The 16,564-nt window shown below is 58.0% G+C and carries 14 protein-coding genes; 6 read left to right on the top strand and 8 right to left on the bottom strand.

Annotation, left to right across the window (positions count from 1 at the left end; translation table 11 throughout):
• Positions 1-68: 68 nt before the first annotated feature.
• Entirely contained in the window at positions 69-1,688 is a 1,620-nt protein-coding gene (locus SJQ66_RS09650) for an ABC transporter substrate-binding protein (protein ID WP_024903883.1), read from the bottom strand.
• Positions 1,689-1,745: 57 nt separating this feature from the next.
• On the bottom strand, positions 1,746-3,041 hold the full coding sequence (locus SJQ66_RS09645) for an NAD(P)/FAD-dependent oxidoreductase (protein ID WP_024903884.1): 1,296 nt from the start codon (positions 3,039-3,041) through the stop codon (positions 1,746-1,748).
• Positions 3,042-3,331: 290 nt separating this feature from the next.
• Between SJQ66_RS09645 and SJQ66_RS09640 the strand changes: the two genes are divergently transcribed.
• Positions 3,332-4,225 carry a GNAT family N-acetyltransferase gene (locus SJQ66_RS09640; RefSeq protein ID WP_024903885.1) on the top strand — a complete coding sequence of 298 codons (894 nt, stop codon included), beginning with the start codon at positions 3,332-3,334 and terminating at the stop codon, positions 4,223-4,225.
• Between the two features lie 147 nt (positions 4,226-4,372).
• The gene (locus tag SJQ66_RS09635; RefSeq protein WP_024903886.1) at positions 4,373-4,867 is read left to right on the top strand and encodes an Lrp/AsnC family transcriptional regulator; all 495 of its coding nucleotides are present in this window, start codon (positions 4,373-4,375) and stop codon (positions 4,865-4,867) included.
• Between the two features lie 94 nt (positions 4,868-4,961).
• On the opposite strand, the gene SJQ66_RS09630 is transcribed toward SJQ66_RS09635, so the two are convergent.
• The 3 genes from SJQ66_RS09630 to SJQ66_RS09620 are packed head-to-tail and all read right to left on the bottom strand — an operon-like array spanning position 4,962 to position 6,619.
• The gene (locus SJQ66_RS09630) at positions 4,962-5,315 is read right to left on the bottom strand and encodes a cupin domain-containing protein (protein WP_024903887.1); all 354 of its coding nucleotides are present in this window, start codon (positions 5,313-5,315) and stop codon (positions 4,962-4,964) included.
• Positions 5,316-5,339: 24 nt separating this feature from the next.
• On the bottom strand, positions 5,340-6,038 hold the full coding sequence (locus SJQ66_RS09625) for an HAD-IA family hydrolase (protein WP_024903888.1): 699 nt from the start codon (positions 6,036-6,038) through the stop codon (positions 5,340-5,342).
• Positions 6,035-6,619: a helix-turn-helix transcriptional regulator gene (locus tag SJQ66_RS09620; RefSeq protein WP_157685770.1), complete on the bottom strand. Its 585-nt coding sequence runs from the start codon at positions 6,617-6,619 to the stop codon at positions 6,035-6,037. The genes SJQ66_RS09625 and SJQ66_RS09620 overlap by 4 nt, the downstream gene beginning before the upstream one ends.
• Positions 6,620-7,201: 582 nt before the next feature.
• Here SJQ66_RS09620 and SJQ66_RS09615 point away from each other — a divergent pair.
• On the top strand, positions 7,202-8,179 hold the full coding sequence (locus SJQ66_RS09615) for a 2-hydroxyacid dehydrogenase (RefSeq protein ID WP_024903890.1): 978 nt from the start codon (positions 7,202-7,204) through the stop codon (positions 8,177-8,179).
• Positions 8,180-8,298: 119 nt separating this feature from the next.
• Here SJQ66_RS09615 and SJQ66_RS09610 read toward each other — a convergent pair whose 3' ends face one another.
• Positions 8,299-10,179, bottom strand: coding sequence for an AI-2E family transporter (locus SJQ66_RS09610; protein WP_253464442.1), 1,881 nt, complete (start codon positions 10,177-10,179; stop codon positions 8,299-8,301).
• A 288-nt stretch (positions 10,180-10,467) separates the two neighbouring features.
• Here SJQ66_RS09610 and SJQ66_RS09605 point away from each other — a divergent pair, with 288 nt between their 5' ends.
• Both SJQ66_RS09605 and SJQ66_RS09600 read left to right on the top strand, forming a co-directional pair.
• A complete protein-coding gene (locus SJQ66_RS09605) occupies positions 10,468-11,364 on the top strand; it encodes a hypothetical protein (protein ID WP_320533992.1) in 897 nt (298 codons plus the stop codon).
• 165 nt (positions 11,365-11,529) lie between these two features.
• Positions 11,530-13,620 (top strand): response regulator, encoded by a 2,091-nt coding sequence (locus tag SJQ66_RS09600; protein WP_162199060.1) that lies wholly within the window; start codon positions 11,530-11,532, stop codon positions 13,618-13,620.
• 96 nt (positions 13,621-13,716) lie between these two features.
• Here the strand turns inward: SJQ66_RS09600 and SJQ66_RS09595 are convergent, their stop codons facing one another.
• Together SJQ66_RS09595 and SJQ66_RS09590 are read right to left on the bottom strand one after the other, a co-directional pair.
• A complete protein-coding gene (locus SJQ66_RS09595; protein ID WP_157685068.1) occupies positions 13,717-13,899 on the bottom strand; it encodes a hypothetical protein in 183 nt (60 codons plus the stop codon).
• 226 nt (positions 13,900-14,125) lie between these two features.
• Positions 14,126-15,406 (bottom strand): MFS transporter, encoded by a 1,281-nt coding sequence (locus SJQ66_RS09590; RefSeq protein ID WP_320533991.1) that lies wholly within the window; start codon positions 15,404-15,406, stop codon positions 14,126-14,128.
• Positions 15,407-15,607: 201 nt separating this feature from the next.
• On the opposite strand from SJQ66_RS09590, the gene SJQ66_RS09585 reads away from it, so the two are divergent.
• The gene (locus tag SJQ66_RS09585; protein ID WP_024903894.1) at positions 15,608-16,552 is read left to right on the top strand and encodes a LysR substrate-binding domain-containing protein; all 945 of its coding nucleotides are present in this window, start codon (positions 15,608-15,610) and stop codon (positions 16,550-16,552) included.
• Positions 16,553-16,564: the final 12 nt, after the last annotated feature.

The raw sequence follows: 16,564 nt of genomic DNA, 5'->3' as shown, positions 1-16,564 counted from the left end.
GAAGCGGGCAGGCACGCGCGGCGGGCGGTGCATGGACGTGCGTGGGGCAGTGGATAAGCCGCTGGCGCTTACGTCTCCAACCAGACGTGTTCGGCGAATGAATAGCCCATCATTCCGCCCAGGGGAATGGGCGACAGACCCTTCAACTTATTGTTATAGCCATCGAGCGATGCAAGGAATAGGGGAATGCCAATACCCGCATCGGTGCGGATCATCGATTGCATGTCGCCGTAAAGTTGTTTGCGTTTGGCGAGGTCCGTCTCCGCGCGGGCCGCGAGCAGCAATTGATCGAACTTCTGGTCTTTCCAGCGCGATTCATTCCACGGCGCATCCGATTTGAAAAATTGCGTCAATAGCGTATCCGCATTGGGCCGTGGATTCACGGTTCCAAAACCTACTGGTGCAGTCAGCCAATAGTTCGACCAGAAACCGTCGGCAGGCATGCGCTTGACGTCCAGATTCAATCCCGCCTGGCGTGCCGTCTGTTGCAAGATCAACGCCATGTCGACGGAATACATCGCCGCGGGGGACGCGACGACCGGGATGGGTGCACTGCCGAGGTTTGCTTTCTTGAGATGGAATTTCGCCTTGTCCAGGTCGAGCATCGTCTGCGGTTGTCCCGCCGCATAGAAGCGATTTGTCGGATCGATCGGCTGGTCGTTGCCAATTACCGCGTAGCCCAGCGCAATCGACTGCTTCATCAGGTTTCGATCGAGCAGCAACTTCATCCCTTTGACGAAGTCCGGGTTCGCGCCCGGTCCGGCGTCGCGATGCATGATCAGATCGGTGTACAGACCCGATTGCGTGACGAATACCGCATGGTCGGACGAACCCTTGATCCGCGTCACCGAACGCGGATTGATGCTGGCGATCAGGTCCATGTCGCCGGATAGCAATGCATTGACACGGGCACTTTCGTCGCCGATGCCGACGAATTCGATTTCATCGAGATGTGGCAGACCCGGCTTCCAGTAACCCGGATTTCGAACAACAACGGAGCGTACCCCCGGTTGGAACGTCTGCAGTTTAAACGGCCCGGTGCCGATGCCTGTCGAGAAGTCGATTGTACCGTCCTTGACGATATGAAAATAAAACGTGCCGAGGATAACCGGAAAATCCGCGTTGGCGGCGCTGAGCACGACGGTTACCTCGTTGGGCCCACTGGCTTTCACGCTTTCAATCTGGTCCGCGAGCGTCTTCGCTTTTGACGCGACTGCAGGATCCTTGTGGCGCATCAATGAGAAGACGACGTCGGCCGGTGTCAAAGCCTTGCCGTCATGGAATGTGACACCCTTGCGTAGTTTGAAGAGCCAGGTCTTGGCGTCCTGTGTCGTAAACGACTCGGCAAGAGAAGGCTGAGGCGTCAGCGTGGCGTCCAGCTCGGTCAGATTGTTGTAAAGCATCGTGCCGCGGCAGTAGTCGGTTTTGTTCGACTGCTTTGCCGGGTCGAGCGTATCACTGGCGGACGTATTATCGCCCGCGACGCGTATCTTCCCGCCGCGACGTGGCGTGTCGGCGTGCGCACGGGTTGCAACCCCGGCCAGGCTACTGGCAAGCGCCAACTGCATGCCGCCCGCGGCAAGAATCGCGAGCACGTCGCGCCGCGTGGCGCCGCGATTCAGGGCGGACATCAACTGATCCGATTGCCGTGTGCCAACTAGGGTGTCGAGTTGCTTGCGCTGCGTCATGGTGTCTGGTTCCCGGGAGCATTGCGATGCGCTTGTTAAAAAGGGGGCAGGTCTCACTCAGGCCAATGCGTCCTTCATTCGATAGTACATGCCCATCAACGGCAAAAACCACGGCGGTCCGAGATGTCCCGGAATAGCGGGCCAATTGCGATATCGCCATGGATTCGCCTCTGTCTCGCCCAGCATGACCCGCGCGATCCGTTGACCGGTATGGACGGACATCTGTGTACCGTGACCGCTGAAGCCCATGGCGTAGTACAGTCCGTGTCGCACGCCGGCGTGCGGCAGGCGATCTCGTGTCATATCGACGATGCCGCCCCAGCAGTGCGTCAATGGGACGTCTTGCAATTGCGGAAAGGTCTCCAGAAGCCCCGCCTGTAAAATCTTGCCACTTGCGGCATCGGACAGCGGATTGGAGATCGCGAAGCGCGCGCGACCGCCGAAGATCAGACGGTGATCGGGCGAAATGCGGAAGTAATGATGCAGGTTCGATGTGGTGACGTAGGTGCGTCGTTCGCGCAGCAGTGCGGTGGCGCGTGCTTCACCCAACGGCGCGGTGGCGACGATAAAGCTCCCGATCGGCACGATGCGTCGGCGTATCCACCCAAAGGAACCATAGCCGCCGTGACGCGAGGCGCCGGTTGCAAGCAAGACGCGATCTGCACCGATCACCCCGCGCGGTGTGTGTACCCTATACCCGTGCGCGCTGCCGCCTATGCGCGTCAGCTTTTCGACCGGTGTCGCCAGATGCAGCGTCGCGCCATGCCTGACGGCGGCTTCGGCCAGGCCTCGACCAAAACGGCCCATATGCATCTGGCCACTTTTCTTGTATAGCAACCCGCCGTGATATATATCGCTGTCCACTTCGGCGCGTACGGTGGCTTGGTCGAGCAATGCCATATCCGTATCCACGCGATCGTCGGCCAGCCGTTTGAAGCTGCGGGCCAGCGCCTCGAAATGCGCGGGACGGGATGCGAGCTTCAGTTTGCCGTGCCGCAGGAAATCGCAATCGATCTGTTCCTGCCGCACCAGCCGTTCGACGGTGTCCACGGCATCGTCATAGACATGATAGATCGCGCGGGCCTGCTCGGTCCCCAATTTCTCGGCTAACGTGGCGTAATCGACGGCAAGGCCGTTATTCACATGGCCTCCGTTGCGGCCCGACGCTTCGGCCGTCACGCTGTCATGGGCTTCAAGAATGGCAACACGCAAGCCATTGCGCGCGAGTTCCAGGGCGGCGGAGAGGCCACAGAATCCCGCACCGATCACCGCGACGTCAACGGCCTCTGGTAGCGCGCTTGTGTCCCAGTGCGCCGGAGCGAGTCCTTCTTTCCAGTAAGAATCGAGTTTCATCGGTGCCGGGCAGTCCGCAGAAGGTGTGGGGGAAATGGTGACCGCATTGTGTCAACGGAATAATTGAATCACGTCAAAACCATGGCTTCGTCTCGTATTGACCATGTTCCGCAGCGGGAACTGCGGTTTGATGGGTCGTACACGGCATTGTTTGCGGTGCCCGAGCAATTATTTTGATGGGACTGGCTCGCGTCGCAAAGAGAGCCGAATTTTCCTAGCCTGTTCTGGTGGCGTATCCGCATCATCAAATCTGGCCTGCACTTCCTGTCGCATCCGTTTTACCTCGAACCATGAGCGCTTCGACGTCCTTTCCCAGCCCAACCGATGTCGGTCCTCCGATCTCGGGCATACGCGATATGACCGCGGCGGACCTTGCCGCCGCGCTGCATTTGTCCGAAGACATTGGATGGCCGCACAGGCTGAGTGACTGGCGTTTGTTCAGTAGCCTGGGTCGAGGCCGAGTCGCGATGGTTCAGGGTAGAGTGGCGGTGGTGGGGCAACGTTGGACTTGGGGTGAGCAGGCTGGCACGATTGGCTTGCTTGTTACCGCGCCGCCGTTTCGCGGTAGTGAGATCGAACAGCAGTTGCTTGCGGACCTGATGGCTGGCATGGGCCGCCGGACGATGCTGATATACCCGTTCGGCGGCCTCGAACAACTGGCGCGACGTGCCGGCTTTCAACACGATGGCGGCGTCGAGCAATGGCAGGGACGACCCCGTCCCGCGCCGCTCATGCCGCTGCCGGACGGGGCCCGTCTGCGCCCGGCGAGCCGCAACGACCTTTCTGCATTGACGGGCCTGGATGCAAGAGCGACGGGTTTGTCGCGAGGGCCGATGATTGCTGCCTGGCTCGATCATGCGGTCAACGCCATCGTCCTCGATCAGGGTTCGGCGGTATCAGGGTTCGCCATCATGCGTCGTTTTGGGCGTGGCGTGTATATCGGCCCCGTGGTGGCGCCCGACGTCGAACAGGCCCAGTCAATGATTGCGCACCTGTGCAGTGCTGCAACCGGGCGATTTTTGAGAATCGATATTCGAAGTGACGTGCTCTCCGGCATGCGCACTTGGCTGACCGGATTGGGGCTGAGTTGTGTAACAACGGTGCCGATGATGCGCCATGGCCCGGCACTTGAAACGGATCCGCGTGTGCGAAATATCGCCATCGCGGCCCAGGCGATGGCGTAGCGGTGCCCGCGGGCCTATTGGTCCGAGCGCATCAGGGTTGCCTTCATACGGGGCCGCGCGGTACTCTCCTAAAATTGTACCCCATCGGCGTGGCGGGGTACCGTTTGCGTGGCAGCGAACCAAGACCTCCTTCCTGGCTGGAATTTCATGGCAGCAAATCTGAAACTCGATCGACTCGATCTCCGCATACTCAGCCAATTGCAGAAAAACGGCCGGATGACGAACGTTGATCTGGCCGAAGCAGTGGGCTTGTCCGCGAGTCCTTGTCTTAATCGCGTCAAGCGGCTTGAGCAGGGGGGCTTCATCGATGGCTATAGCGCGCAGATTCGGATGGAGAAGCTGGGCGATACATTGACCGTCTTCACCGAGGTAACGCTATCCGACCATCATCGTGAAGATTTCATCCGTTTTGAAAAAGCGGTGAAGGAGATGGACGAAATCATCGAATGCCATCTCGTCAGCGGCGGATACGATTACTTGTTGAAAGTTATCACGCGCGGAGTGAATCACTATCAGGAATTGATGGAAGGGCTGCTTGAACGCAATATCGGTATCGAGAAGTATTTCAGTTTCATTGTGATCAAGTCTCCTTTCATCAAGACGCACTATCCAATCGAGCGATTATTCTCGCCGCCGGCCTAGCGCGTGAAGATACACGATGCGCGTCTGCATACCGTCGGACGCGCGACAATGCACGCGCCTGTTCATAGCAGTACGCGCACGTGTGTTGACCGTTTCACGCTGCCATTACCACATACACTTTGCGGATCGGTGATGTGACATTCCAGACACCTTCTGTGTTTGCCGGGAAGAATAGCGTATCGCCCGAGCGAATCTCCAGTGTTTCACCACCCGTTGGCGTAAATGTGCATTCGCCGGACAGAATGTGCATGACCTCTGCATTGGCGAGTTGGCGTTCGAAGCGTCCGATGCTGACTTCCCAGATGCCGGTTCGATTTTCTCCCTGGCCTTCCAATGGCACCTCGTGGCTTTTCGCCACGGCGGCGGGGGCGGACAATGGCCGCGCGACCGGGCCATCTTCGGTCAACGTATTCAGAGTTGCAGATTGACGCAAAATTGTGATCGGCATAATGGGGAGCGTTTCTACTGTAAGTTATTGATTGGCGTCCACCGCATCGGCTAATTGCGCGAGCGTGTGAAAGTGGTAATCCGGAATCGTATGCTCGGATTCGATCGTGCCGCCAGAGCCAGTCTGGCCGTGCCGTCGTTCGATCCAGCACGTTGCAATACCGAGTTTTTTCGAGATGCCGATATCGTGATACTGGCTCTGCGCGACGTGCAGGTTATCTTGCTGTGTATAACCCCATTTCTCCTCAAAGCGGCCGCGCGCATACGCGAAATATTGGGGGTCCGGTTTTTCGCAACGGGAATCATCAGCGCTTAATTGCAAGTCGAACGGCTGATCGAGCGTTGCTGCAAAATGTTCGAGAGCCCAACGTTGCCCGTTTGTCATTGTCACCAGTCGGAAGTGCCTGCGCAACCGTTTCAGCGCGTCGATGGAATCTGGAAATGCCGGCCATTGTGACACCGAGTCTCGGAATCCTTGCGCAGTGGCGTCATCGTCAGGTAACCCCAGGCCTGGCGCCACGATGTGCCAGCAGTGTTCAATATCATCCGGATACGCAATGGTATCAGGGCGTTTGCGCGCTTGGCGGTAGGCAGCGAGGAACGCCTCATCCTGCACCTTTGAATCCGGCGCGACTGCGCGCAGGTAGTTCAACATGCCACGCTCGAAATCGATCAGCGTGCCGACGACGTCGAACGTCAGGACCTTGAAACGCTTCAGGCTCATGAACAATGCTCTGTAAGAGGAAGTGGAATAGCGAGATTTCCAACGAGGACGCCTGGTTCGTCCAGGGCAGGAAATATCGGCCGTTGCAGTAAGTCGAATGCGTGTTGCGTGATCGGGCGGCGTATTTGCAACGCGGCGCTGATGGCTTTCACACTTCGCGAGAGGTGACTTTGATCGTAAAAACCGCTGGCCAATGCAGCCTGCAGAGGTGTTGCACCATGTTCCAGCAATGCGAGGGCATGCCTAATCCGGACCAAACAGACATACCGATGAGGCGGCATGCCGACTTTCTGTTTGAACACGCGTGCGAAACGGCCCACGCTCAATCGCGCAATGCCCGCCAGGCGCGGCACTGCGTGATTATCCGCCGGTCGGCGATGGATGTGCTCACGTACCGTGTGAATGGCCAAGTTGTTGCGTTGCGATACCTTCTCACGCGCACTGCCTGCCGCGAGGTCAGGCGGGGCGCCGAAATCGTCGTGCAAGATAAATGTACCGGTCCCGGCAGGTGCTCCACCAAATCGTGGCGCGTGTGCTGTCACGGGAACCGGGGGCGTCGCGAGCGTAGCGGAAGCAGCCATGGCGATTGGGACCATCGAGTACATGCAGCAAAGCATAAGCGAGTCCGAGCCGTCGAAAAAACTGATTTCGCGCGCATGCGCCGCAGCGAATAGCGATAAGGCAATGCATCGCCGCAGAATCTATGCCGTCTTGCCATGACAGTGAGTGGCAGGGCGACCGATGCTGATTCCAGTACTGATCGTGCATGCGGAGATTATCCGTTAAGGTCTGGCTCACGGCGTTGATGTGCGGTCGGATTCGTCGATGCAAAGTCATTGGCGTCGTGGGCACTTCTTGGTAACGGAAAGGGCGAAGACAATGCGGAGCGTGATACGTCTAGGAGACGCGACCAGCCGCGGCAGCAAGGTGTTGAATGGGCGACCGGCAGCCACGTAATGGACCGTCCCGTACTCGATTCGAACGCGCGCTCGATGCGCGTCACACACTTCTCTCACGGACTACGGCGATTATTTGTTCGTTCATAAATGAATTTTCTGGCGGCTTCGAATATAAATTAATTCAGCAGTTGATATGGTAAATTTGCGGTATTGGAATGCGCACCACGCTGCGGGTTCATCAGCCTTGTTCCTTATTGACTCCCCATGCAAACGGATTCTTCAGACCTTCCTCGTGCATATCTTTGTCGCCGCTTCCCGGTATCGATCGAGGCGTCGCTGCGCGAAAAGTATCAACTCTCCGTCAACAATGAAGACAGCATCTTGTCTCCCGCCGGGATTGCCCGACAGGCGCAAGGTGTGTCGATCTTGTTTGTTTCGGCGACTGAGCGCGTTGATGCATCGGTGATTGCGTCTTTATCGCCGACGCTTCGCACGATCGCGACACTGTCGGTGGGACTCGACCACATCGACATTGTCGCCGCACGTGTGCATGGGGTTAGCGTGTTGCACACACCGGACGTTTTGAACGATGCATGCGCGGAAATTGCCATGCTCCATGTCCTGAACACGTGCCGTCGCGGTTATGAGGGTGACAAAATGATTCGGGATGGCGCGTGGCAGGGTTGCGCTCCGACGCAAATGCTAGGCAAGGGGCTGGTTGGCGCACGACTGGGTATTTTCGGAATGGGGCGCATCGGTCGTGCCATTGCGCGACGGGCCCAGGCGTTTGACATGGTGATCCATTATCACAATCGTAGTCGTCTCCCGGAGCGCTTGGAGGCCGGGGCAGTCTATCATTCCACGCTGGACGAACTCGCGACGGTATCGGATGTGCTAGTCATCGCGGCACCGGGAACGCCGGAGTCGCGCGGCGCGATCAATGCGGATCGCATCGCGCTGTTGCCGAAAGGAAGCGTTGTCGTCAACATTTCGCGGGGTGACCTCGTCGACGATACGGCGCTGATTGCGGCATTGACGTCTGGACATTTGATGGCAGCCGGGCTTGACGTGTTCGCTAACGAGCCATACGTCGATATGCGTTATCGCACTCTGCCCAATGTCTTTATGACTCCCCACATCGGTAGCGCGACGCATCAAACCCGTGAAGCGATGGGCCAGATGTTGATTGACGGGCTTGATCAGTTGGCGGCGGGAAAGCGGCCTACGAACCTTGTCGTCTGACTATCTTTGCGCACCAGTCTGGACCTGCTAGGTCCTCGTCAAGATCTACCTGGCCGAAAACGGTAGGGCTGTCATGCCAGGTCCGCACTACGGCCCAATCCGCGCACTGTTTGGCATGATCAGAAGATCTTGCCTATGGCGGCATTGTCATCCACCGCCTGCAGGGTGAAATCGAGCGCATCGCTGAATGAGGTAACCTGTTTCTCCACCGCCGCTGGCGGTGGGGCTTTCCCATTATCGGTAAATGGATCGACGATCCGTACCGCGGCGCGAGCCGCGTCCGGCACGCCTGCTGCGATTTTATTGGTTAAATCGGTGACACGCGCCTCGGTTTCCGCATCGCTAATGGTATAAAGCAGCAGGCACACGCCGACCAATGCCGGGTCCGCATCTGGTGGCGGGGACAGGAACTCCTCAAACGTGAGGTGACGTGCGTCGAGATCGCGCGCGCGCAGTACCCTTACCAGAATCTCGGCAAGCAATGCGTCATGTATGGGATGGGACGGTATGACGAGAATCAGCGAGCGGGGTGGGCCGTTAACGGGACCTTGCATCTTGCCCAGCATTGCCTCACGTCGGGATCGCAGTATTTGGCCCAGGCTCATGCCATCGCTCAATGTGATCTTGGGCATGCGCTGACGTCGTGTCGTGCTTGTCGTAATGTCCTCGAGGACCACGAGGATCGAATTCCCCACCGCTTGGCGCTCGGTTTCGCCAATCGTGCCACGGTCCAGATCGGCCTTGGCAAGCATCAGTGCCGGAAGCAAGACCTTGTCGCAATACGCTGCCAGGGATCGCTTTCGTATGTATTTGCGCGCATCACGGCTGATCTCGATGGCGTCGTTCGACAACGCGCGTTGGTAGAATCGTTCCGACAGCGTCAAGGCGGGAAGATCCGCGAGCAATATCTCGAAAATACGCAGGGATTCGAAGTGGCGACCGAAGACGACAAGGCAGAGCGTGAGTGGCGTGGATAGCACGAGGCCCACGGGACCCCATAACCAGGCCCATACGATAGCGGAAAGCACGACTGACAGAGGCGAAAGGCCTGTACTATGTCCATAGAACAGCGGTTCGACAAATTGCGAAAAGACCAGTTCCACGCTGATAAAAATCACGAGGACTGTAACGGCGAGCGTCCAGCCGTCGGATGAAATCATGCCCATGAAGGCGGCGGCCGCCGCCGCAATCAGTACCCCGACATACGGTACATAGCGGAATACGAAAGCCAGAATACCGAATAACAGCGCGCCGGACAGATCCGCGATCCACAGCGCGATTGCGATCGTAATGCCAACACAGGCGTTGACGATCAGTTGTGAAACGAAATAGTGGGACAGTTTCTCGCCCGCTTCGTTAACGGCCACCGTGGTGGCGCGGATATCGCGGGTGCCGGTAACGCGGATAAATCGGTCACGCAACGCCTCATGTTCGAACAGCACGAATACGAGGACTGCCAGTACCACCCCGGTCGATGACAATATAGGCCAGGCGAAATGGATTGCCCAGCGCAAGAGGAAGCGCGGATCGGTGGCAAGTGCCATCTCGGTTGGGGGTACTCGCGCCGCCGCGCGAGCGCGTGATGAGGAACCACCCATCCGTTCCAATGTTCCATAGTCAAGTACTGACCGGAACCGCTCGCTCAGCCAGTTCGTGCCAACGTCGGCGAAGTTCGAGAGCGCGAGCAATTTTTGATGCAGTACCGTCGCATAGAGGGGCATCTCCGCAGCGAGTTGAACAACGCGCGACGCAATCAGGATACCGATGAATCCGGCGACGATCACGGCAATCAGTACCGCCAATGCAATCGACAGATTATGACCGATGCCGACACGACGCAGCCGGGCGACCAACGGCATGATCAGGAAGCTTAGGATGATCGACAGCGTGACGGGGATCAACACTTCGGCGGCAAAATGCAATGCGGCGACAATGATGACGAACGCAATCGCATAGACGCTGCGCTCGAAAAGCGTTGAGGCGGGGTTGGTTTTCTGCACGGTCGGATCGGTCAAGTCAGTGCGAGGGCAGGGGTGGCGGGCCAGGACACATTGGCATCGGCGTGTGGTTACACGCTTCAAGCTCACGTCGCAATGGTCATCTTTGTAGCGGATGGTCCGAAAGAGGCGCGTTTGCAGCCTGTTTGCATCTGCCTTGCTAATCTACCACGCTGACTACCATCTACTGCAGGCAAGATGTCGCAAAAGTGTTGCTATCCTTCCAATTGTAACAAATAATTATTTTATATTACAATTGCGAAAAATGAAGTGTGGTCTTGCCTGTGGTGGGTGACAGGGCTGTTTCATTCCGTAGTGATGGAGGCCTTCTTCACAATTTCTCGAAAAACCTTTCAAGCGTTCAGTGAAATGTACAAGCTACGACTGGGGCATTATTTCAAGATTAGTTGGTCCGATGGAACGAGAGCTATCTTGAATCGGCCACTTTTAAGTGTCGGAATTTTTGCGGCAATTTTCGCTTCGTCCTTGTGGCGAACCGAAATTGTTGAAATGGCGCGCGTTGCCGGGGCGGCTCGGGGCCAGGGCGGCATGCCGGCATTGATTCACATACTTCTTGCTCGCGTATTACAGTCATTCGCCACGATGGCGTTGACGGTCCATGTCATTCGGTATGCATTACTGGGCGGAAATGGGAGCGGACACGTATCCATGCTTCGCGGCATCTGGCGGGCATATCGCGTAACGTCGTTACTAAGTGTGTTCGCGGTGCTTGGTGGCGGCGTGCTTGTGCTACTGATGTTTTTTACGCTTCACCATCTCGCCTGGGGTGCGCACCACGGCATCGCTTCAACCTTCGTCAGCATCACTTTTCCGATAGCGCTGTGCTTTTTTATTATGGTACGGCTATCGTTTCTGACTTGTAGCGGCGCGATCGGGGAACGATTGTCCATATCCGCAGCCTGGCATCTCACCGAAGGGCATTTTTGGGCGCTCGCACGCATGCACTTTCTTGTCGGTGCGCCGTTGGTAGGAATGGTCATTGCTCACGCGTGCATCGACATCTTCCTGGTGCGTCATATTTCACATGGCAACTTCCTGCTGGAAACCAAGGCTGTAGAGGCGATCTTAGTGATATTGGGCGTGAGCGTGGGTGCTACCTGTCTTGCCTGGCTTTACCGCGACATGTCGGCTCACGCGACCGTCCTGGCGGTAAACGCCGACCATTGATCCCGCGGCGGCATCGGGCCCATTCTTGTCACATTCACCTTGTTCGCCGTTTTTAATTACTGATCGGGCGTGGCGATATGTCGCTTTCGGATGACTTTCATACGCGCATCGGCCAGGAGATATGATAAAAAGGACCGTGAACTATTCCTACAGGTTTTGGCCGGCATGCGAATTGATCCCGTGTCAGAGATTCGTCCTACAAAGAACGATCGTATCTTCCAGGTGACGCAAACGGGAGCGCGGCTATTGCCGATCATGGCGATGGTAGTCGTATTATTTTCGTTATGGCGACAAGCCGGTGCACCAGGGCGGGCCGAAACCCAGCCAGTAGCCATGGCAATGTTGACGTCTATCGGCATCGTGTGCCTGTCATGCTCGGGTTTATTGCACCCGCAGAGCGCGGAACGTTCGATTCGCGCCTTGAATGGCGCGGCATTGGCAACGGCACTGATCGCCTTGCTTTCGCAGGTTTTCACCGGGGCCGACGTGATCAGTCCTGTGCTCTCGAAATTGGCCATGCCGCGCGGCGCCGCATCGCAGGCGCAGACGTCCATCGCCACCGCGGTCACCATCGCGCTGCTATCCATCGGTCAATTACGGCGCCTTGCACAGCATACGACTTCGGCCGACTACTTGACCGGGGCAGCCATGCTGTTTGCCAGCGCGGCGTTATTAGGATCGGCTCTTGGGGTGCCGGATTTGCACCACATTTTCCTTTATTCGACAATGGCGACGTCCACCGCCATGGCACTCTTCATTCTTGCGCTTGCTTTCGTCGTTGCCGATCCCACGCGTGGTTGGGCCGCACTGATCACGTCGACAAGCGGGGCGGGGCGGGCCACCCGACGTCACTTGGTGTTGGCGCTTTTCCCCATTCTGGTGGCCGCTGGTTTGCTACGCGGTGTTCATGCCGCAGTGCTGAGCGTGGAAGCCGCGATGACATTCGCGATCTTGTTGATCCTGGCGCCATTAGTGATCTTGACATTCCGGGAAGGAGGCGCGCGCGAGAACAGGGAAAAAGCGACTGATGCGTTGGCGCGGTTCCAGCAGCAAGCGGCGACCGATCTTAAACGGCAGTTGGCCGAGCAAGCCGCGTTGCTGCTGACAGAGGGCGAGGAACGCCGTAAGGCGGAGTCGGGCATGTATCGTGCGCAACGGCTTGAAGCGCTCGGTCAGGTGACCGGCGGCATCGCGCATGACTTCAACAACGTGCTGATGGCAATCAGTGGCAATTTGCATCTGATGCGTCAGTTCGTATCCGTTACGCATCCCGGACACGGCTATCTTGAAAGCATCGCGATGGCAGCGCAGCGCGGCGCAAAGCTGACCAAGCAGTTACTGGTTTTTTCCCGGACGCAACTGATCGATGTACGGGCCGTGGCGTTGGACACGGTTATCGAAGGTGCCCGTGAGCTCGTCGGCAATGCGCTTGGTCCCGATGTCAACGTGGTGCTCGATCTGCAAACCGCCGATGTCTGGGTACGTACCGACCCAGAGCAACTGCAACTGGCTATTCTCAATCTTGCGATCAATGCGCGCGATGCGATGCCGAACGGCGGCAATCTTCGCATTGGAACATCGGCGTCGGTCATCGAGGCTGTCGACGGACAGCCTCGTCAATTTGTCGCCGTACACGTCGTTGATGACGGCATCGGCATGTCCGCCGATGTCGCGGCGCGGGCAATAGAGCCTTTTTTTACAACGAAGGAAGCAAGCAAACGGTCGGGGCTCGGTCTGGCCCAAGTGTATGGCGTGATGCGGCAAAGCGGCGGTGAATTGCGCATCACCAGCGATGTCGGCAGAGGCACGACCGTTGATTTGCTGTTGCTACGGACTGACCCGGTCGGACACGCGGAAGATATCGCCCCGCCGTCGACGCCCCCCACCATTGGGGTGGTATTGAAAGCGCCGGTCCTGCTAATCGACGATGACGACGAGGTGCGCGCCGCAATGGCAGAGCTGTTCCGCTGCAGTGGCTATGATGTCGTCGAAGCCGCGGACGGCAAGATAGGACTCGAGGCGTTGGCATCGATCAAGCCCGCCGTCGCAGTAATCGACTATCTGATGCCGGGTCTTAACGGCGCACAGGTTGCGCGGTTGGCGCGTGATGCGCATCCAACATTGCCGATCATTTTTGTCAGTGGCTATGCTGACACGATGGCGCTCGATCAACTTAGCGACGCCGTCGTGTTGCGCAAGCCGGTGCCTATTGACGAATTGCTTGCCACCGTTGCTCGGTTTGCTGTCGAGCAATGACGGCGGACGCGGAGGTTACTGTCTTTCGCCATGCGTGGCTGCCTGGATGAGCAGCTTACGTACCATTGTCGCCAGCGCTTCCAGATTGTAAGGTTTCTACAGCAAGCTGACTACGTTCCGAGATGGCTTGCGCAACACGTTGTTCAGGTGCCGTGTCAATTGCAGCAAATCCGCTTCTGCCACGGCACGTTGTCGCGCGGCGACCAGACCCTCCGTGGTTTCGATAACGACGGCAACAACACCGGCCGGCGCGCCATCTCTCCACACCAGCCTTGACAAGCATGATCGTTACGCAACACCCGCATGAAGCCTCGTCTTTAGTACGATGATTCGGCAGCGTCCGACACCGGCGGCACCACGTCAATGTACGTGATGTCGCTAAAATATCGGAAAATACAGGCGTTGTTGCTATTCCAGCGGGTCGATACAGCGTAACGGCACAGCGTTGTAATGGCAGGTAATGCCGGAGCCGTGAGCCTGAAACGGACGGAGACTGTCGCCATGCCTATGGCAAGTAGCGGCGCAGGCCCAAAGCCAGCGGCAATATGGCAATCGCGGTTAAGGCTGTTGCGAAGGTCGCACCATGAACGCCGAGATGGTCTCCAAGTATCCCGTAGATAATGGGGGCGATCGCACCGGAGCCAATCGTGCCCGTGTAGAAAATGGCAAATGCGCGCTCGGTATGATCGGTCGATGTCAATTCCGGGACGGTGCCGTATAGCACGGAAGAGGTGCCGTTCAGCATCACGCCCAGCAGTGGTAGCAGCATCAGCGTCAGCGGCAATGAACAGAACATGACCGCGATAATGCAGATGGCCGTCCCGCTTTCGGTTGCCAGTACCGTACCAATAACGCCCGTTCGAGCACCTAGCCAACCGCACGCGAACTTGCCGGCCGCGCCGCCGATGAAGACCAGTGCCAGTGCCGTTCCAATCAATGATCCGGCCGCTCCTTTTTCCTTCAGCAGGAAAGGCAGGAACGTCAGCAGGCCCATACGTACGCCGGTGTCGAACACACCGATAAGGAACAGCATCATGAAGCCTGGGTTCAGCGCACTGTGCGCGCGCCGTGCTTTGACCTGTGCCGTGGTGGCTGACGCCGTCGGTGAAGATATGGGCGTCGGCGATAAGGGCATTGACGCATCTGGTGAAGTGTCTAGCACCGCTTCTCGCGGGATTGCCGGAAAACAGCGTCCGATAAAGAGTGCGACGGCAACGCCCAGTGCCGACACGATCCACAGTGCATGCCGCCACGGCATCACCGTGACCAGTAGTGATATCGATGCTGGCAACGCCGATTTGCCAAGATCACCGGCAAAGTTGTAGATGCTTAAGGGGCCGCGTGCGTTGGCACCGTAGATACGCGAAACCGCGCCCGATGCGACCGGGTGCTGCGTGCTGGAGCCTATCCCTGAAAGGGCCAGCGCCGCGCCAAGTGCGAGCAGGCCACCCGACAGTCCGGCAAAGGCATAGCCTAGTGCAGCCAAGAGCGTGCCGAGCGCCAAGGTGGCACCGTTTCCGATCCGCCGGGCCAACCGCCCGGCGGGCAGTTGCAGGGTGGCCATCGTGCCTGCATAAATCCCGCGCAGTACCGCCAAGGCGCCGTAATTCAGTCCGAAGTCCGACTGCCATATGGGCAAAAGTGCGTAGATCATATCGGTATAGCCATCGTGCAGCGCGTGCGCGGTGCAAGAGAGCGTCAGCACGCGTCTACGCGCTGCCGTGGTGGTGGCGTCAAGTTTGTCGTCGATGCCGACAGTTGTTCGAGGTAGTCGGAGCAGACGCATGCGGTAGGCCTTTTATAAGCTGCATCGATGTGACGGCGGCTCCTGTCAATGGAAAAAAAGATGCGTGGCACGCCGTTTTGATGAATATGATCATTGTATGACGGGCGAAAATAGCCGCCAATTGACGTAATATCGCGCAATGGGAGAGAAAAAGTCACGTTTGGACGTATTTATTACGTCGTGTGGGGAGCGCGTCAGAGAATGAATACTTATCGTGAAAAGATGCCGCCGTTGAACGCGCTACGCCATTTCGAAGCGGTTGCACGTCACGGCAGTTTTGCCGCGGCGGCCGTCGACCTCCATGTGACGCATTGGGCCGTGGGCAAGCAGATCCGTCTGTTGGAGGACTGGTTCGGCTTACCGCTTTTCGAGAGGCGTGCGAGCGGGGTCACGTTGACCGACGAAGGCGCCGCGCTGCTGGAGGACGTCAGCGGTGCGTTTCAACGTCTTGGCTCGGCGGCAGCCCGCCTGCGTGGTGACACGTCCGCGCGGCGTATTTCGGGGCTGGTGCGCGTGAACGTGTTGGCCAGCTTCGCGCTGTGCTGGTTGTTGCCGCGGCTTGGGGATTTCGAGGCGCGTTATCCTGATATCGACGTGCGGCTGAGCACGACATCTCGTAAGTTACGCTATATCGGCGACGCCTTTGATATCGGCGTGCGCTCGGGGCCGGAAGCCGGCACTGTCATTCACTCACGATTCCTGATGTCGGACATTCGTCTGCCTGCATGCAGTCCCACGCTGTTACGTAGACGACCTATCCAGTGTGTACAAGATCTACGCCACTATACGTTCTTGCATGCGGCAAGCACTCGGAACGGCTGGGCGCAATGGCTGCGGACGGCTGGAGAACCGGATTTGAAGCCGGTGCGCAACGTCGAGTTCGACCACACGTATCTGCAGCTTGCCGCCGCCGTCGAAGGGTTGGGTGTCTCGCTGGTCTCGCTACCATTGATTCAGCGCGATCTGGCCGCGGGTCGGTTGGTGTGCCCGATTGCAACACCGGCGTGGCGCGCGGAAGACTATACGCTGATCGTCCATCCCGATCGGGTTGACGATGATGCGGTAAGCGTATTCGAGGCATGGATTACCGAGATGGCCGCGCAAGATGCGCGGAGGCTACAGGGTGGTGTAGCCTCCGAGTCGTGAGCGTGATAAAAC

It is taken from the genome of Robbsia andropogonis, assembly GCF_034047095.1.
GTDB classification, from domain to species: domain Bacteria; phylum Pseudomonadota; class Gammaproteobacteria; order Burkholderiales; family Burkholderiaceae; genus Robbsia; species Robbsia andropogonis.
The sequence above is the reverse complement of the archived record's forward strand: the minus strand, read 5'-3'. Positions and strand labels throughout refer to the sequence as shown.